We start from the raw sequence: 18,467 nt of genomic DNA on the forward strand, positions 1-18,467 counted from the left end.
CCTCAACCATTGGCAAGTGTGGCTTCAGAGCCAGTGCTGGCGGCCGTGACCGCATCACCGACGGTTTTCCAGGCCTCCAGCGGGCTCTGGTCATGCAACCCGGTGGCTCGCAGCAGTGCAGCGGCGGAGAGCCCGCTGGCACGGCAGGTCGCCTGACAACGACGTACCCAATCCACCTCTGCCATCGAGCGGGCACGTTTTTCGGTAAGGGTCTCGGTCAGCGCGCTCACTTCTTTTTCGGACCACTCCAGCAGCCGGGCCAGCGCGCTGTTGGCCGATTCGCCGACGGCCTTGCGCAGGGCTTTGTTCTTCAGTTTGTCCGCAGGTGGGTTGGCAAGGCTGAAGTAGCTCAGCAGGCTGTCTTCCGATTGGCTTTGGTTGTGGAACCAATGACTGAAGCGTTCGAACAGATATAGGTCGCTCAGCGAGGGCTCGCTGCCGCCGCTGTACAGATCACCGTCGAGCATGTGCGGATTGACCACGAACAGACGCAATGCACTGTTGCTCAAGCGCAGTTGCACGGCGATCTCGGCATGGCGCGCTACGCGCTGGAAGTGTTCGATCAGCCGGGAGGTGACTTCATCTTCGAGGGCCTCGAGCAACACGCTGTAAACCGAAGAGTGCGCCCAGTGGATCACCGCGACGCAGCGCTCCGTCGGCAGCTTGGCGGTTTCCTGGAACAACCCTTCAAGCAACTGTGTTTGCCGGTCGTGCGCGGCGAGCAAGAGTTCGACGATTTTTTCTGCGCAGAGCTCTTTGACCGGTTGTGTCAGCTTGAGGTCTTTGACCAGGTCAGCAACGCCTGCCTGCAGCCAGGTGATGGGCTCGTCCATCAGCGTCAGTGGTTGATCGAGCCCGGGTAACAGGCCGTCTTTATCGAGCAGATCGTGGTTGACCAATAAGAAGGGCCAGTCGATTTCCAACGGATCGGGGATGCTATTGTCATAGCGGGGCAAGCCCAGTGCGGCAATCTGTTGCGCCGTAACACGGCTTCGCTGGGTGTCGGTCTGCAATCGGGCGAGGTGTTCGAGCAGGTCGTCGGGCAGGGGAGCGGACGCAGCCCTTCTGGCTTTCAGGTCATCCTCGCCCTGGTCTGCCGCCAGCGGTACATCGGGCCCAAGACGTTGCTGCAATTGCGCGACGGTCTGCTGGCTGTCCTTGAGCCAGTCGACGGCCCAGTCCAGTTGCATCAGCACATCGAGGATGTCCGCATCTGGCGTTGCTGGCGTTGCTGTCTGCGGACTCAACCGGCCATTCGCCAGCGCCGTTTTGTAGGCGCCGCCACCGAGCAATCCCGCCAATGTCAGCAAGTCGGCGACGGAGTAGCCGAAAAGCCGGGCAATTCGCGCCTGACGGTAAAGCGAAGAAACGGTGGGCAGGTCACGTTTCAAGGATTTCAGATAACAGTTGGTCTGTTTGGCAATCAACAGCAATGAATCTTCGGTCGGTTGTACACCGAGGCCGGCGCACAGTTGCAGCAGGGTTTTCTGCGTAGCGGCATCGGTGGCGGCCAGGTCAATGGGCGTTTGATCGAGAATCAGCGGTGTGTCGAACAGTTGCACCCGATTGAACACCTGATCGAACAACGGCACCTCGTCCTTGCCGCTGGCGTAGGGCGAGAGGTCGTGCATCAGCGCCGCGAACTCTTCGGGCTCGATGCCGTAACGCTGGTTCAGGTAGCGATAGACCCCCAGAGCGCGCAGGGTGTTTTCATTGAGTTCCATGCCCAGGTTGGTTTCGCCCTCGGCGCGGATGGCGCTGATGATCAATGTGTCCAGTTTGGCAAAGGGAATGCCGCTCCAGCGCTGCAGACGGATCATGCGTTGCAGACGGTCGAGACGCTCAAGTGAGGTCTTGGTCATACGCCAGCGCTTGTTATCGCCCAGCGTGTCTCGCTCCAGCCCCATGGCATTGTCGAACTGGTCACGAATGATCGATTCGGGAGTGGGTGCCAGTTCGCTGTCGTAAAGATCCGCCCCGGTGCCAGTGCCGTTGATGTAGCAGGCGCCATAGTGGTTCGCGTGGGGAAAGGCCAATACCTTACCGGTAATGCCCGGGATCGTTACGCCGGTGTGTTGCGCATTGCTGCTCGGGCAGTTGGCTGACAAACGCACCGCATATTGGCGTCGGCACAGCAGTCTTTCCACTTGCTCGGCGTGCAGGCCGGTGTGCGCCATGAAGTCGGTGAGCAGGGTCAACTGCCACAGCGGCGAGCTTTGCGTGACTTCGACCCCATAGGCTTTTTTGAAGAATTCCCGCTCCGGGTCACTCAGGTTGTATTCCTCATCAAGGGTGAGGGTGAAGCGTTGGCGGGCCAGGTTCACCGGTTCAGCAACGGTGCCGGTGGCAGTCAGCAGATCGAATCTGGCCGTGTATCCATCCTCAGCGGGTTGGGGTAACGCCGGATCGACCGTGAGGTAGGTGGTCAGTGTGTTGACTGAGGGCGCGTGCAGGCAGTTGAGTAACCAGCCTTTTTCTGAAGTAAAAGTTATGGATCTGAACCCGACAATACCGTTCTCGGTTTGATCCGCTTTGCGAAAGGTGACGTTTGTCACGTTTGTTTCTCCGTCTCCCGACGCAAGGGTGGGGACATCCGCCGCCGGGGTAACCGTGCCGATGTCTTCTTGGGCCAAGGGGAGCAGATAACAGGTCCCCAAGGGTGCATGAGGGCGCAAATGAGTTGTGCCGGCGCTCTTCCATCCCCTGAGCAGGTCATGGCGTGTCAGATAGAAATTGCTGAACACCGAGGCTTCGATCAGCAATGCCTGCTGCTGTGGGCTCAACCCGGACAATAGCCGTTGCGCCTGCTGCACCGGCACGGTCACTCGGCCATATTGGTTGGTTGCTTGCTGCTGGATCGGCAAGACCCGACTGGCCCGGTAATTCAACTCCCCCAGTCGCGGCTTTTTTTCGGCCAGCGCCAATTGGCATTGATGGTGATAGAAGTTGTAGGGCAGTTCGAAGGGGTAACGCCGCTCGGCCAGCACCTGATGAGTGGACTTGGTTTCGTCGGCCTCATTGCCATCCAGGTAAGTGCGCAGGTTGCGGCCCAGCACTTCATTGACGATTTCCAGCATCGGCCTTGGGGTAAAGGTGTTTTCGTGGGTGATCAACAGGTCTTTCAGGTCGGGGCGGCGTCTGTCCAGCAAGATGCGTTTGGGGTCATTGCTGGTTCCCTCCAGCTGCTCGTTAAACACCTTCTGTGCAATCAGAAAAGCCACCGGCCCATCTAGAGCGGCCATGGCGCCGACCTTGCAGAACTCGTCCCAGTTCTCATTGAACAGATTGGAAAATGTCGGCCCCAGCGGCGCCAGCGCACGAATTCCCGTGCGCTGGGCAAGTTGCTGGAATGTTCCGGACGAAGTCTTGTGCTCACGATACAAGCGCGCAATCAGCACCGCGTACGCCATGGCATTGTCATAAGCCAGCCCGGCATTGGCGTCAGAGAGTGTGGCGAGTTGGCGAATGAACGCCGGCCTGGACAAACGAACGATATCGAAAACCGAGGTGAAGCCCATTTTCTGCATGGCCTTCGCAAAATCGACTCGTCCCTTTTTCAACAAACCTTCAGTTTTGACGAGCGCATTCATCAGCGAGTTGTTGTCATCGGCCATGACGGTGGTTCTCCTACCAGAAGGGTGGCATTGGGGGGATGCAATGCCCGGCAGGATCACGCTAACGGTAAATCGAGGCGCCGTAACCTGTCAGACCTGACAGGTGAGGACCATTTCCTTATACCTAATAAATTTAAAAAAACACTTTTTTATTCATTATTCTGCAAATCAATCGATCCCTTTAAAGCCCTTTAGTGCCAGCCCTAAGGGCAATGCGCAAAGACATTGTCGACCGTTCATCTGTACTGTCAGTTCTTACAGGTGGTTTTTTTCAGGTCATCCGTGAAAGTGGTGCGACATAAACACTTCACCGGGTGCAGGAGATCAAACCATGGCTAATGATGATGGAGTTGTCGGAGACGATAGTGAAGGTGATGGTGAACGTGACAATGTCTTGTGGATCGCGCCCATCATCACCAAGCCCTTAGCGGGAACAACTGTTTCTCAGGGTTTCGACATTGATGCAATCGTCACCGTGCCCCCGGGCAGCAAATGGAATATCGACATTTATATCAACAGCACCAAATTGAAGAGGTACTCAGGAACGCCTACAGCCGCTACGCTAATCTTCCAGACGGTAGAGCCTGGTTTGATTCCGCCCGGCGCACGCTTCTATTTCAAAGTTGAATATAAAAAGTTCCTTGGCTGGAGTGACTGGGCGTGGTCAGGGGACCTGACAATGGCCGGTTCGTCTAAGCCTCCACCGCCGTCCGTTTCCAACCCGGCGATAGTATGGATCCCTCGACCAACACTCAGCGGAAGAGGGGTGGCTGGTGCCTCGGTCCAACTGTTTGAGGGCGGTGTTGGCACTATAATTTTTGCGACCACGCAAGTCCTCAGCGATGGAACATGGTCGGTTCAACTGAAAGAACCTTTGTGGATGGCCAATCCTTTCAATATGACGGCCCGGCAAACGTTGAACGGTGAAACATCCGACTGGGCAGTCAACGTGCAATTTATCGTGCTGTTCAAGCCGGTCATATCCACCGTATCTGTTGATGCTGGCGGCAAACCTACGATCAGTGGGTACGGGGGGCTTCGCAATGCCAGGATTGAAATCTGGCTTTCAGGGGGGGCCGGAGGAGCCCAGTTGGTCGGGACTGTTAGGCAGGATGGCTCGTGGTCGATGACCGCTACCTCAGCGTGGGCACCCAATTCGTACCTAATCACTGCCCGACAGGTCGCAGGGGGGCACGAGTCGGATTGGGCAGTCGGTAAAACGTTCGAGGTAAAACCACTCGTACCAGCGATTACCGAACCTGCGCCAAAAACCAGTCATCTGGCCAATGTCCTGGTGAAAGGAACCCGCATGGCGGGGTCGACAGTTGTGGTGCAAGACACTGGCAGCAGGCCAATCGTGGGCACTTTGAGCTACAGCGGGAACACATGGTCCTTCGCTTACCCCTGGTTGCCCGGCGCAAAACACGTCAAAGCGGTGCAGACAGTAAATGGACAGACGTCCGCTGCTACTGGTGTGCTCGAGTTCACCATCAAACCACCCAAACCGGTGATTCAATCGCCCCCTGTTCCAGCGGCTGCGAAAGAGCTGCTGACCATCACCGGCGTAGTGTCCGGTGCGCATCTGGAAATGTTCACTGAGGCGGGTGTCCGGATTGACGGGAGTTTCAAAACCGAAGGGGCAACCAGCACGTTCACACATCCAGGCAGCTGGTTGTTGGGCACCACCAGGGTCAAAGTCACACAGACGGTGAACAATGTCCGCTCCGATGACAGCGCGCTTGTGGCTGTATCAGTGAAACCACCGGCGCCGCGGATTACGCTCCCCAAGGAGAACGAACGCTATAACACACTTGCGGTACAGGGCACCTGTGAGGCCGGAGCGACGGTCAATGTCTGGAGTGGTGGTACTCACCTCGGACCAACTGAGGTAGTGGGTACGAACTGGACGAACCGCTTCGATTGGCAACCGGGTCCCAAGGATGTTCACGCAATCCAGACGGTCAGAGAGATGCAATCTGATCCCAGTGTGGTTATCAACTTCATAGTAAAACCGCCGTCGCCGACGATCGTTCAGCCACCCGATCCGACTGCAGCAAACCAGGTGCTGACCATTACGGATGTCTGGGCCAATGCCAGCCTTTTGCAAATGTATTCGGAGGCAGGTGCAACGATTGCCGGTGATTTCAGCGCCACTGGAACCACCCGGACGTTCACTGCGAAAGCGGATTGGGCACCGGGTGTCACCAAGGTTCAGGCCAGGCAGGTTGTAAACAATGTGGGGTCCGATCTCAGCGAGCTGGTGACGCTTGCAGTGAAACCTCAGGCTCCGCAAATTTCGCTCCCCAAGGAGGGCGAAAGCTATGTCGCCCTGCAAGTACAAGGCACCTGTGAGCCTGGCGCGACGGTGACGGTCTGGAGTGGCGGTACTGATCTTGGCCCTGTGCAGGTGACCGGCACGAGCTGGACCAATGACTTCACCTGGCAACCGGGTCCCAAAGTTCTTCAGGCCAGACAGGCAGTAGCCGGGCAGGATTCTCCTGATACCGGGGTGATCAACTTCAAAATCAAGCCATCGCAGCCGACGATCAGCCCACCCCCTGACCCGGCGGCAGCGGACGAGGCTTTGATCATTACCGGCGTTTGGGAGGGGGCCGTCAACCTGGCCATGTTTACCGAGGCCAACCTTCCGGTGGCTGGCGACTTCAGCGCCGACGGAACAACGCGCACCTTTACACCCTTGGATGATTGGGCGCCGGGCATCAACACGGTCAAGGTTGTGCAGACCGTCAACACGGTGAACTCCGATCCAAGTGATGAATGTACGTTCTCCGTGGAGGTGGGGGAAAAACCTGAAGCCCCGCAATTTCTACTACCGATGCCGGGCGCCAGAACCTCGACACGGCCGACCGTCAGGGTCAGAGGTCTGGCCGGTGCACAGCAGACCGTGCGGCTTGAGGAGGGGGCTACGTTGCATGAGCACAACGCGGACGTCGACGGCATTCTGGAGTTTACGGTCGAGACGCCGTTGACTCCCGGAACGAACGTCCTCCAGGTCAGACAAAAGGCTGGTGGACCCGTGTCCGAATGGAGTGGACCTCATCGCTTCACGGTGAAAGAGCTGCCGCAAAAACCCATCATTGAAGCGCCGGCAGAGGGCAGTAATGCATCGCGCACCCCCACGATCAGAGGCACAGGTGAAACCCGAGGGGAGATAATGCTGCGTCATGCCGATTCCGAGAAGCTGATTGACACCATTACCGGTGTAAAGCCCTGGCGCTGGACTGCCAGGGAGCCTTGGCCCATCGGCGAATACTCCGTTGAGGTACAGCAGACAGATGAGGGGGACAGTTCTGGATGGTCAGACGCCCGCACCTTCAAGGTGGTCGAGTCCCTGTACGGAATCGGCGACTCTACCCCGGTACTCGCCAATCCGGTGGTCGGCTCCGGGCAAAGTGTGAAGTTGCGGGTTCAGGTCTTGTCCGGTAACAGTGGCGAGGCGGCCGAAGGGGTAGCCGTGCAATGGCGCCTCAAAGGCCAGAAGGACATCCTGGATACCACTGTGACCGACAGCGATGGTTGGGCTTATTACGCCTACACACCTGAAACTGTGGGCAAAAGTGAAGTTGTGGCGGATATCACCAACGATAACGACGGCGTTGTCATGACCCAGCTCTACGAGGTTAACGCCCGAATGCACGATGACTGGGCGCAGCAAGCCCAGCTAACTCTGGGCGGTCAGAACGTTGAGTTGGACTTGCACGATCTCGTGCTGGCGGCGGGAAAAACCCTCTTACTGACTCTCACATTCAAAGACGGTAATCACTTGTGGGGTACTTACGTCACCTTGCAAGACATGTGGGGCACTGCGGAGGGGCTGACCGTAGTCCCGCCACTGGGAACGCCGCAGAAAGTGGAAGCACACGAGCTGTCTTGGTTCATTTCTTCGGCGGAGGGTCAAAGCGGTATTTTCGGTTTACGGCTGACCAGTCCGGTGCTGTCCGACTGGCAATTACCGGGGCGGGTGATAACGGAAGATTTTGTTCATACCCTGGATGTCGAGCTCGATACATTCCCGCAGGTTTTCGGAGGTGAAGCGGTCTATCCCTGCCTGGGTGCGAGGCATACCCTAACTGTGCGACCCAAACCCGATAGCCCAATAATTGGCCTGCCCGTATTGCCGGAGTTTACCCCGGAAGCAGTAGACCTCGGGGTCACCCTGCGTCCGCTGGTCCAAATCATGAAGGAGAGCGGAGTGAGCTGGTCGCTGGATTGCTTCACCAGCAGCAAAAGTGGCAATTTCGCAATGCGCTTGGCATTGCTGGGGTGGTTCCTCAAGTCTGGCGAAATGCCAATGTCTCTTGGGCACAACAAGGTCGAGATCACTGAAAGGGACGGCCCCAGTCAGATTGATGGGCGTTGGAGATATGGCATTCGTGTGACGTCCGCATTCTCGGGACAGCCTGCGGGGGATGTTGCGGTGACTGTCAGTGTTTCCGGTTCGGAAGATGTGCAGCGCAATACTCAGTCAGATGGTTGGATCTATGTCTACTATGACGATGGCCAGGTTGTAGGTTTCACCATTCATAATGGCTATGACGGAACGACTGTCACTGGCTGACAGCAAGGCAAACTGCAGGAGCGAACCTGCTCGCGATAGCGCAATGTCAGATGTTGGATGTGCCGACGCCTTCGCGAGCAGGCTCGCTCCCACATTAATCCGGGTGTAACTCAGGTTGCTGAGCAGCGCCGAAACCTGTGGGAGCGGGCTTCCCAAACACCGGTGATGTCGAATCCCGCAAAAACAAAAACGGCACCCGAAGGTGCCGTTTTCATGTATAGCCAGCCAAGCAATCAGCCCGCCAGACCCGCCTGCTGAACCAGAGTCAGCAATGGCTGCGGGTACACACCCAGGAAGAACGCGACCAAGGCGATGGCCAGCAGCATCACGCCGCCTGCCTTCTGCTCCCAGTGCAGTTGGGCGTCGTGGCGACGCAGGTTTGGCTCGATCAGGTACAGGGTGACCATCACGCGCAGGTAGTAGAAGACGCCGATGGCGCTGCCCAGCACCAGCGAACCGACCAGCCACCATTGATGCGATTCAACACCGGTAGCGATGATGTAGAACTTGCCGATGAAGCCAGCGGTCAGTGGGATACCGGCCAGCGACAGCATCATCACGGTCAGCACGGCGGTCAGGTACGGACGGCGCCAGAACAGGCCGCGGTATTCGTACAGGGCGTCCGCGTCACGGCCGTTGTACGGCGAGGACATCAGGGTGATCACGCCGAACGCGCCGAGACTGGTGATCACATAAGTCACCAGGTACACGCCGATGGCTTCCACCGCCAGACCCTTGCTCGCTACCAGCGCGATCAGCAGGTAGCCGAAGTGCGCGATGGACGAGTAACCGAGCAGACGCTTGAGGTTGCTCTGGGTCAGGGCCAGCAGGTTACCGAACAGGATCGAGGCGATCGCGATGACGGTCAGCACGTCGCTCAGCACGCCACTGCTGGCAGCAGGGGAGATCTGGAACAGACGCACCATCACCGCAAACACCGCAACCTTCGAGGCGGTCGCGAGGAACGCCGCCACCGGTGCCGGAGCACCTTCGTAAACGTCCGGCGTCCACAGGTGGAACGGTACCAGCGACAGCTTGAACGCCAGACCGATCAGCATCATGCCCAGGCCCAGTTGTGCCAGCGAGCTAGGCAGGCCAGTCGCGGCCAGCGCCTGACCGATACCGACGAAGCTCAGCGAACCCGAGTCGGCGTACAGCAGCGCCATACCAAACAACAGGAACGCGGAACCGGCGGCCGACAGCACCATGTATTTGATGCCGGCTTCCAGCGAACGCTTGTTGAAGAAGGCGTAAGCCACCAGACCGTAAACCGGTACCGAGAGCAGTTCCAGACCGATGAACAAACCGGCCAGGTGCTGCGCGCTGACCAGAACCAGACCACCGGCGGCGGCCATCAGGATCAGCAGGTACAGTTCTTCACGGTTGCCCGGGTAGCCCGAACCGCCATCACCCAAGTAGGCGTGGGCGAGGGTGACGCAGGCGAGGGTGGCGACCAGGATCAGCGCCATGTACAGGCAAGCGAAGGTGTCGATCTGCAGCAATGGGGTCACGGCCAGAGGCGCGACTTTCAGGGCTGGGAGGATCGACAGCAGGGCCAGGTTCAGACCGGCGACCGAGATCAGGAAGGTCTGCGAGTGGTTGCGGCGCCAGGCGATTGCCAGCATCACCACGATAATGGTGAGGCTGGTGATCAACAGTGGCGCAAGCGCAATAAAGTGTTGAATCGTGAATTCCATAGCGCTCTTACCGGGCCGAAGCGAGTTGAGTGAAGGCGGTGCCGAGCCACTGCTGCACGCCATGCATCGTGGCGGCAGACGTGTCGAGGAACGGTTGCGGGTAGACGCCGAGGTAAACCAGCAGCACCGCAAGGCCCAGCACCATGATCAGTTCGCGAGCGTCCATGCCGTGCAGGATCGAATCCGATTTCGACGGACCGAAGTAGGCACGGTGGATCATGATCAGCGAGTAGACCGAACCGAACACCAGACCGGAGGTGGCAATCGCAGTGATCCACGGCCAGCTGGCGAAGGAGCCGATCAGGATCAGGAACTCACCAACAAAGTTACCGGTACCCGGCAGACCCAAGGACGCGGCTGCAAAGAACAGGCTGATCGCCGGCAGGTATGCGATACGCGACCACAGACCGCCCATCTCACGCATGTCACGAGTGTGCAGACGCTCGTACAACTGACCGCTGAGGATAAACAGTGCCGCCGCCGACACACCGTGCGCCAGCATCTGGATCACTGCACCTTGCAGGGCCAGTTGGCTGCCGGAGTAGATGCCGATCAACACGAAACCCATGTGGGAAACGGACGAGAAGGCGATCAGACGCTTGATGTCGGTTTGTGCGAAAGCGAGGAACGCACCGTAGAAGATCCCGATCAGACCGAGGGTCATGGCGATCGGCGCGAACTCGGCCGAAGCATTCGGGAACAGCGGCAGGGCGAAACGCAGCAGACCGTAAGCAGCGGTTTTCAGCAAGATACCGGCGAGGTCGACGGAACCGGCAGTCGGCGCCTGGGCGTGGGCATCAGGCAACCACGAGTGGAACGGTACGACCGGCAGCTTGACCGCGAAGGCGATGAAGAAGCCGAGCATCAGGATGTACTCGGTGGTCATCGACATCTTGGTTTTCAACAGGTCGGCGTAGTTGAAAGTAATCACGCCAGTGTTGTTGAAGTTGACCAGCACCAGACCGAGGATCGCCACCAGCATGATCAGGCCGGACGCCTGAGTGAAGATGAAGAACTTGGTCGCTGCGTAGATCCGGGTTTTCTTGCCGTCCGAAGAACTGTGACCCCAGAGCGCGATGAGGAAGTACATCGGCACCAGCATCATTTCCCAGAAGAAGAAGAACATGAACAGGTCGAGGGCGAGGAACACGCCGACGACGCCGCCGAGGATCCACATCAGGTTCAGGTGGAAGAAGCCAACGTGACGTTGAATCTCTTTCCACGAGCAGAGTACCGAGAGGATGCCCAGCAGACCGGTCAGCAGGATCATCAACAGCGACAGGCCGTCGAGGGCCAGGTGCACGTTGATGCCGAAGCGCTGGATCCAGACATGCTTGAACTCAAGCGCCCAGGTCGGATCGGCGCCAGGCGCCGGCGCAAATGAATAGTCACCGTGGGCCCACAGCCAGAGGCCGAGGGCGAGTTCCAGGGTCATGGTCAACAGCGCAATCCAGCGCGGGAGGGTAGCGCCGAAGCGCTCACCCATCCAGCACAGCAGGCCGCCGATGAAGGGGATCAGGATTAGCCAAGGCAGAATCATGACGGGCTCGTTTCCTTTCGCAAATTCGCAAGGTTCATATCAGACCGCTACCAGCACGATGGCGCCGATTACCAGCACGGCACCAGCAGCCATCGAAGCAGCGTACCAACGCAGTTGACCGGTCTCGGTGCGGCTCAGGGCAGTGTGACCACCCTTGGCCATACGCGGGATCAGACCGATGGTCTGGTCGAGCGGGTCTTTGCGCAGTACGTGGCTGATCGCCAGGTAAGGCTTGACGAACAGTTTGTCGTAGATCCAGTCGAAGCCCCAGGCAGCGAACCACCAGGCCGAAAGGAAACGGCCGATGCCGCTGTTGGCGATCGCCGTGACGAAGCGACGCTTGCCGAGGAACAGCAGCGCTGCCAGCAGGATACCGGCCAGGGCGATGGCGCCCGAAGCGATTTCCAGACTGTGCTTGGCTTCGCCACCGGCATGGCCAACGCTTTCTGGCAGCACGCCGTGCAGCGGTGGCACGATCATGGCGCCGACGAAAGTCGACAGTACGATCAGCACCGACAGTGGCAGCCAGTGCGAGATGCCGTGACCGGCGTGGGCTTCGGTCTTGGCTTCACCGTGGAACGTGATGAAGATCAGGCGGAAGGTGTACAGCGACGTCATGAACGCGCCGACCAGACCTGCGTAAAGCAGACCGTGGTTGCCGCTGGCGAACGCTTCCCAGAGGATTTCGTCCTTGGAGTAGAAGCCGGCGGTGACCAGTGGCAGGGCAGCCAGTGCGGCACCACCAACGATGAAGCTGGCGTAGGCCAGTGGCAGTTTTTTCCACAGACCGCCCATCTTGAAGATGTTCTGCTCGTGGTGGCAGGCAACGATCACCGCACCGGAAGCAAGGAACAGCAGGGCCTTGAAGAAGGCGTGGGTCATCAGGTGGAAGATCGCGCCATCCCAGGCGCCAACGCCCAGCGCCAGGAACATGTAGCCGATCTGGCTCATGGTCGAGTAGGCGAGGATACGTTTGATGTCGGTTTGAACCAGTGCGGCGAAACCTGCCAGTACCAGAGTCACACCACCGACGATACCGACCAGGTGGAGGATTTCCGGCGCCAGGGTGAACAGACCGTGGGTACGAGCGATCAGGTAAACACCGGCGGTCACCATGGTGGCGGCGTGGATCAGTGCCGAAACCGGAGTGGGGCCGGCCATCGCGTCCGCCAGCCAGGTTTGCAGCGGCAGTTGCGCCGATTTACCGACCGCACCACCCAGCAGCATCAGGGTTGCCAGGGTGATCCAGAAGTCGCCGACCTGGAATTTCTGCGGTGCCAGCACCAGCAGTTCCTGGATGTTCAACGTGCCCACTTGCTGGAACAGGATGAACAGGCCGATGGCCATGAACACGTCGCCGATCCGGGTCACGATGAACGCCTTGAGTGCGGCGTTACCGTTGTTGCGGTTGCTGTAGTAGAAACCGATCAACAGGTACGAGCACAGGCCCACGCCTTCCCAGCCGAAGTACAGGAACAACAGGTTATCGCCGAGCACCAGGAACAGCATGCTGGCGATAAACAGGTTGGTGTACGAGAAGAAGCGCGAGTAACCCGCTTCACCGCGCATGTACCAAGAGGCGAACAGGTGGATCAGGAAGCCGACGCCAACGACCACGCCAAGCATGGTGATCGACAGGCCGTCGACGTAGAGGGCGAAGTCAGGCTTGAAGCCTTCGACCGCCATCCACTTCCACAGCACCAGCGTGTAGTGACCGCCTTCGGGTGGTGCGACGTTGAATTGCCAGATGACGTAGGCGGCGACAATCGCCGACAAGCCAATGGAACCCACGCCGATCAGCGCCGAGAGGTTTTCCGACCAGCGTCCACGGGAGAACGACAGCAGCAGGAAACCGATCAGAGGGAATACGAAAGTCAGAAAGATCAGGTTCATCCGCGCATCTCACTGGCAGCGTCGATATCGAGCGTGTGGAAGCGGCGATACAGTTGCAGCAGGATCGCCAGACCAATACTGGCCTCGGCGGCTGCAAGGCTGATCACCAGAATGAACATGATCTGTCCATCCGGCTGGCCCCAACGGGCGCCTGCAACAATGAACGCCAGTGCAGAGGCGTTCATCATTACTTCCAGACTCATCAACACGAACAAAATGTTGCGGCGGACCATCAGGCCGACCAGACCAAGGCAGAACAGGATGCCGGCAACGGCCAATCCATGTTCGAGAGGGATAGCAGGCATGTCTTACTCCTTCGCCTCGTTACGGCCCAAATGGAACGCCGTGACGGCTGCAGCAAGCAGCAGCATCGAGGCGAGTTCGACCACCAGCAGGTACGGGCCGAACAGGCTGATGCCCACGGCTTTCGCGTCTACGGTGGTGTGGCCGATGGCCTGACCGCTCTGGTGAGCGAACAGCACATACAGCAGTTCGGCCAGCAGCAGCGCGGCGAGAATCACCGGCCCTGCCCAGATGCCGGGCTTGAGCCAGACGCGTTCTTGCTGAACCGAGGCCGGGCCCAGGTTCAGCATCATCACCACGAACACGAACAGCACCATGATGGCGCCGGCGTAGGCGATCACTTCCAGCACGCCGGCGAACGGCGCGCCGAGTGCGAAGAAGGTCATGGCCACGGCGATCAACGAGATGATCAGGTAGAGCAGGGCGTGCACAGGGTTGGTGTTGGTGACTACGCGAAGCGTGGACACAACAGCGATACCCGATGCGAAATAGAAAGCGAATTCCATCGTTCTTCCTTAAGGCAGCAAGCTCTTCACGTTGATCGGTTCGGCTTCGTTCTGCGCGGAGCCTTTCGGCTTGCCAGCGATTGCCATACCTGCAACACGATAGAAGTTGTAATCAGGGTTTTTGCCGGGGCCGGAGATCAACAGATCTTCTTTCTCGTACACCAGGTCCTGACGTTTGAACTCGGCCATCTCGAAATCCGGTGTCAACTGGATTGCGGTGGTCGGACAGGCTTCCTCGCAGAGACCGCAGAAAATGCAGCGCGAGAAGTTGATACGGAAGAAGTCCGGGTACCAGCGACCGTCTTCGGTTTCCGCTTTCTGCAGCGAGATGCAACCCACCGGGCAAGCCACGGCGCACAGGTTGCAGGCAACGCAACGCTCTTCGCCATCGGGGTCACGGGTCAGGACGATGCGACCACGGTAGCGTGGTGGCAGGTAGACCGCTTCTTCCGGGTATTGCAGGGTGTCGCGCTTGCGAAAGCCATGGCCGAAGACCATGACCAGGCTGCGCAACTGGGTACCAGTACCCTTAACGATGTCGCCAATATATTTGAACATGGGTCAAATCCTCACTGAACCGCGACTGCAGGCGTGTTCCACAACACGACTGCAGCGGTCACCAGCAAATTGATCAGGGTCAGTGGCAGGCAGAATTTCCAGCTGAAATCCATCACCTGGTCATAACGCGGACGCGGAATGGAAGCGCGCAGCAGGATGAACAGCATGATGAAGAACGCGGTCTTCAGTGCGAACCAGACGAACGCCAGTTGCGGCAGGATGCCGAACGGACCGTGCCAGCCACCGAAGAACAGGGTGACCAGCAGCGCCGAGATCAGGATGATGCCGATGTATTCACCGACGAAGAACATGCCCCATTTCATACCGGCGTATTCAATGTGGTAACCGTCGGCCAGTTCCTGTTCCGCTTCCGGCTGGTCGAACGGGTGACGGTGAGTCACGGCGACGCCAGCGATGAAGAAAGTACAGAAGCCGAAGAACTGCGGAATGATGAACCACAGGTTCTGCGCCTGGTACTCGACGATGTCGCGCATGTTGAACGAGCCGACCTGGACCACGATGCCCATCAGGGCCAGGCCCATGAACACTTCGTAGGACACGGTCTGCGCCGACGCACGCAAGCTGCCGAGCAGGGCGAACTTGTTGTTACTCGACCAGCCGGCGAACAACACCGCGTAGACCGACAGACCGGCCATGGCGAAGAAGAACAGCAAGCCGATGTTCAGATCCGCGACGCCCCAGGTCGGGGTGATCGGGATGATCGCAAACGCGATCAGCAGGGCGGACATGGCCACCACCGGTGCCAAAGTGAAGATCACCTTGTCGGCAAACGGCGGGGTCCAGTCTTCCTTGAAGAACATCTTCAGCATGTCGGCGGCGATCTGGAACATACCAAACGGGCCAACGCGGTTCGGACCGTAACGGTCCTGCCACCAGCCCAGCAGGCGACGTTCGACAAAGCTGAGCAACGCGCCTGCCACCACAACGGCCAGCAGAATCACGATGGCTTTGACGACCGAGAGGATCACATCGATCACTTCAGGGGTGAACCAGGTCATTGCGCTGCCTCCTGCAGACCGTCGACGGATACGCCGGCGAATGCCGGTGGAATGCCGGCGATGCCCGCAGGCAATGCCACCAGACCGGCGCCCAGTTCTTCATTGATGCGCAGCGGCAGACGCAGGGTCTGACCGGCCACGTTCAGGCTCAGCAGGGCACCGTCGTTGACGCCCAAACGATCCGCTTCCGACTTGGCCAGAGCCACGTATGGAGCCGGAATGCGCTCTTGAACCGGTGCGGCTTTCGAAGAGTTCTCTTCGCTGCCGAACAGGTGGAAGAACGGCACGGCTTGCCAGGTGCCCGGCGCCGGGTTGAATGCGCGCGGCGCTGCAGCGAACCAGTTGAGCGAATCACCGGTGCTTTCGATCAGGCGGGTGCCCGGGTCGCCAGCGCGGATGTGACCACCGACTTCGTCTTGGAACTTGTTCCACGCTTGTGGCGAGTTCCAGCCCGGCGACCATGCAAATGGCACCTGCTGACGCGGTTCGGCAGAGCCCGAGTAACCTTCCATGGAGAAGGCGAACGCGGTGTCTTTGTCTTGCGGGGTGCGTGGTTCGTGAACGCTGATGTCGGCGCGCATCGCGGTGCGACCGGAATAACGCAGCGGCTCACGCGCCAGTTTCAGACCCTTGATGCGGAACGCCGCCGACGGTGCAGCGTCGACGATACGCGCCAGTTGCTCGGTGCTTGAAGCAACGGCAGCGGTGACGTGGTCGAGTTGCGTCCAGTCGATCGGCTGGTTCAGCAGGGTCGCGCGCAGGGCGTGCAGCCAGCGCCAGCCTTCGTGAACCAGGATGCTCGCATCCATGTATTGCGGGTCGAAAACCTGGAAGAAGCGCTGGGCGCGACCTTCCTGGCTGACCAGCGTACCGTCGCCTTCAGCGAAGCTTGCGGCTGGCAGCACCAGGTGCGCGCGGTCGCTGGTAGCCGTCTTCTGATGGTCAGCAACGATCACCACTTGCGCAGCGTTCAGTGCCGCATCGACTTTTTCTTTGGCGGTGCGGGTGTACAGATCGTTTTCCAGCACGACGATCGCGTCAGCCTTACCGTCAATGACGGCTTGCAGCGCAGCATCCACCGATTCGCCACCGAGCATGGCCAGGCCGAGGCTATTGGCTTCCGGCACGATCAGGCTGATCGAACCGTTCTTCTCGCGCAGCTTCAGGGCTTTGGCGATGTTCGCAGCGGCTTCGATCAGGGCTTTGGAGCCCAGCGAAGTACCGGCGATGATCAGCGGACGTTTTGCAGCGAGCAGGGCGTCGGCAATGCGCTTGGCCAGTTGCAGTGCTTCGGCGTCCAGACCTTCAACGGCCGGGGCGCTGGCATCCAGCGCGTGAGCAACGGCGAAACCGATGCGTGCCAGATCGTCCGGAGCGGCGTGTACGCATTCTTCGGCGATGTCGTCGAGCTTGGTTTCCGCCAGGCTGGCGATGAACAGCGGGTTCAGCGCGTGCTGACCGATGTTCTTCACCGCAGCGTCGAGCCAAGGCTGAACGCGCATGGCTTCGGCCATGTCTTCAGCTTTGCCTTTGACCGATTGACGCAGCGACAGCGCCACACGGGCGGCGGTCTGGGTCAGGTCTTCACCGAGCACGAAAATGGCGTCGTGGTCTTCGATGTCGCGCATGTTCGGCACAGGCAGCGGGCTGTTTTTCAGCACTTGCAGGACCAGACGGATGCGCTCCAGTTCGGAGGCTTCGATGCCCGAGTAGAAGTGCTCGGCGCCAACCAGTTCGCGCAACGCATAGTTGCTTTCGAGGCTGGCGCGCGGCGAACCGATACCGACGATGTTGCGACCGCGCAGCAAGTCAGCGGCTTTATCCAGCGCAGCGTCGAGGCCCAGCTTGGTGCCGTCGGCCAGCAGCGGCTGACGTGGACGGTCGGTGCGGTTGACATAGCCATAACCGAAACGGCCACGGTCGCACAGGAAGTACTGGTTCACCGAACCGTTGAAACGGTTTTCGATGCGACGCAGTTCGCCGTAACGCTCGCCCGGAGAGATGTTGCAACCGCTCGAGCAGCCATGGCAGATGCTCGGCGCGAACTGCATGTCCCACTTACGGTTGTAGCGTTCGGAGTGAGTCTTGTCGGTGAACACACCGGTCGGGCAGACCTCGGTGAGGTTGCCGGAGAACTCGCTTTCGAGGGTGCCGTCTTCAACGCGACCGAAGTACACGTTGTCGTGGGCGCCGAATACACCGAGGTCGGTGCCGCCAGCGTAATCCTTGTAGAAACGCACGCAGCGGTAGCAAGCGATGCAGCGGTTCATTTCGTGGGAAATGAACGGGCCCAGTTGCTGGTTCTGGTGGGTGCGTTTGGTGAAGCGATAACGGCGCTCGTTGTGGCCGGTCATCACCGTCATGTCTTGCAGGTGGCAGTGACCGCCTTCTTCGCACACAGGGCAGTCGTGCGGGTGGTTGGTCATCAGCCATTCGACAACACTGGCGCGGAACGCCTTGGATTCTTCATCTTCGATGGAGATCCAGGTGTTGTCGGTGGCCGGGGTCATGCAGGACATGACGATGCGACCACGGGTGTCGTTCTCGTCGGTGTACTGCTTGACCGCGCACTGGCGGCAGGCCCCGACGCTACCAAGCGCGGGGTGCCAGCAGAAATATGGAATGTCGAGGCCCAGCGACAGACATGCCTGTAACAGGTTGTCTGCCCCGTCGACTTCGAGCGCTTTGCCGTCTACGTGGATAGTGGCCATGGTTCAAAGGTCTTCGTTGGCCCGGTGTCAGCGGGCGTGGCTAATGG

General features: G+C 59.2%; 10 protein-coding genes. 1 reads left to right on the forward strand and 9 read right to left on the reverse strand.

The window, feature by feature from the left end; all coding sequences use genetic code 11:
- Positions 1-2 precede the first annotated feature (2 nt).
- A complete protein-coding gene (locus tag GTU76_RS14255) occupies positions 3-3,614 on the reverse strand; it encodes a Tc toxin subunit A (protein ID WP_180698877.1) in 3,612 nt (1,203 codons plus the stop codon).
- A gap of 331 nt (positions 3,615-3,945) precedes the next feature.
- On the opposite strand from GTU76_RS14255, the gene GTU76_RS14260 reads away from it, so the two are divergent.
- Positions 3,946-8,193: a hypothetical protein gene (locus tag GTU76_RS14260; RefSeq protein WP_180698878.1), complete on the forward strand. Its 4,248-nt coding sequence runs from the start codon at positions 3,946-3,948 to the stop codon at positions 8,191-8,193.
- A gap of 233 nt (positions 8,194-8,426) precedes the next feature.
- Here the strand turns inward: GTU76_RS14260 and nuoN are convergent, their stop codons facing one another.
- Genes nuoN through nuoG form a run of 8 tightly spaced genes read right to left on the reverse strand, consistent with a single transcriptional unit; the run spans position 8,427 to position 18,420 of the window.
- A complete protein-coding gene (nuoN, locus tag GTU76_RS14265) occupies positions 8,427-9,890 on the reverse strand; it encodes an NADH-quinone oxidoreductase subunit NuoN (protein ID WP_007920173.1) in 1,464 nt (487 codons plus the stop codon).
- A gap of 7 nt (positions 9,891-9,897) precedes the next feature.
- Positions 9,898-11,430, reverse strand: coding sequence for an NADH-quinone oxidoreductase subunit M (nuoM, locus tag GTU76_RS14270; protein WP_016986254.1), 1,533 nt, complete (start codon positions 11,428-11,430; stop codon positions 9,898-9,900).
- 39 nt (positions 11,431-11,469) lie between these two features.
- Entirely contained in the window at positions 11,470-13,323 is a 1,854-nt protein-coding gene (gene nuoL, locus GTU76_RS14275) for an NADH-quinone oxidoreductase subunit L (RefSeq protein WP_007920175.1), read from the reverse strand.
- Positions 13,320-13,628 carry an NADH-quinone oxidoreductase subunit NuoK gene (gene nuoK / locus GTU76_RS14280; protein ID WP_003223790.1) on the reverse strand — a complete coding sequence of 103 codons (309 nt, stop codon included), beginning with the start codon at positions 13,626-13,628 and terminating at the stop codon, positions 13,320-13,322. Before nuoK ends, nuoL begins: the two co-directional genes overlap by 4 nt.
- A 3-nt stretch (positions 13,629-13,631) precedes the next feature.
- A complete protein-coding gene (nuoJ, locus tag GTU76_RS14285) occupies positions 13,632-14,132 on the reverse strand; it encodes an NADH-quinone oxidoreductase subunit J (RefSeq protein WP_007920176.1) in 501 nt (166 codons plus the stop codon).
- A gap of 9 nt (positions 14,133-14,141) precedes the next feature.
- Positions 14,142-14,690, reverse strand: a complete 549-nt coding sequence (gene nuoI / locus GTU76_RS14290) for an NADH-quinone oxidoreductase subunit NuoI (protein ID WP_007920177.1) — start codon at positions 14,688-14,690, stop codon at positions 14,142-14,144.
- An 11-nt stretch (positions 14,691-14,701) separates the two neighbouring features.
- Positions 14,702-15,709: an NADH-quinone oxidoreductase subunit NuoH gene (nuoH, locus tag GTU76_RS14295; RefSeq protein WP_007920179.1), complete on the reverse strand. Its 1,008-nt coding sequence runs from the start codon at positions 15,707-15,709 to the stop codon at positions 14,702-14,704.
- Complete coding sequence (nuoG, locus tag GTU76_RS14300) at positions 15,706-18,420, reverse strand: NADH-quinone oxidoreductase subunit NuoG (protein ID WP_180698879.1); 2,715 nt, start codon at positions 18,418-18,420, stop codon at positions 15,706-15,708. The genes nuoH and nuoG overlap by 4 nt, the downstream gene beginning before the upstream one ends.
- Positions 18,421-18,467: the final 47 nt, after the last annotated feature.

Source organism: Pseudomonas crudilactis (genome assembly GCF_013433315.1).
GTDB lineage: Bacteria > Pseudomonadota > Gammaproteobacteria > Pseudomonadales > Pseudomonadaceae > Aquipseudomonas > Aquipseudomonas crudilactis.

Bases quoted from the DNA above. Each gene is read 5' to 3' on its own strand.
- GTU76_RS14255 (WP_180698877.1), bottom strand. From the start codon at position 3,614: ATGGCCGATGACAACAACTCGCTGATGAATGCGCTCGTCAAAACTGAA.
- GTU76_RS14260 (WP_180698878.1), top strand. From the start codon at position 3,946: ATGGCTAATGATGATGGAGTTGTCGGAGACGATAGTGAAGGTGATGGT.
- nuoN (WP_007920173.1), bottom strand. From the start codon at position 9,890: ATGGAATTCACGATTCAACACTTTATTGCGCTTGCGCCACTGTTGATC.
- nuoM (WP_016986254.1), bottom strand. From the start codon at position 11,430: ATGATTCTGCCTTGGCTAATCCTGATCCCCTTCATCGGCGGCCTGCTG.
- nuoL (WP_007920175.1), bottom strand. From the start codon at position 13,323: ATGAACCTGATCTTTCTGACTTTCGTATTCCCTCTGATCGGTTTCCTG.
- nuoK (WP_003223790.1), bottom strand. From the start codon at position 13,628: ATGCCTGCTATCCCTCTCGAACATGGATTGGCCGTTGCCGGCATCCTG.
- nuoJ (WP_007920176.1), bottom strand. From the start codon at position 14,132: ATGGAATTCGCTTTCTATTTCGCATCGGGTATCGCTGTTGTGTCCACG.
- nuoI (WP_007920177.1), bottom strand. From the start codon at position 14,690: ATGTTCAAATATATTGGCGACATCGTTAAGGGTACTGGTACCCAGTTG.
- nuoH (WP_007920179.1), bottom strand. From the start codon at position 15,709: ATGACCTGGTTCACCCCTGAAGTGATCGATGTGATCCTCTCGGTCGTC.
- nuoG (WP_180698879.1), bottom strand. From the start codon at position 18,420: ATGGCCACTATCCACGTAGACGGCAAAGCGCTCGAAGTCGACGGGGCA.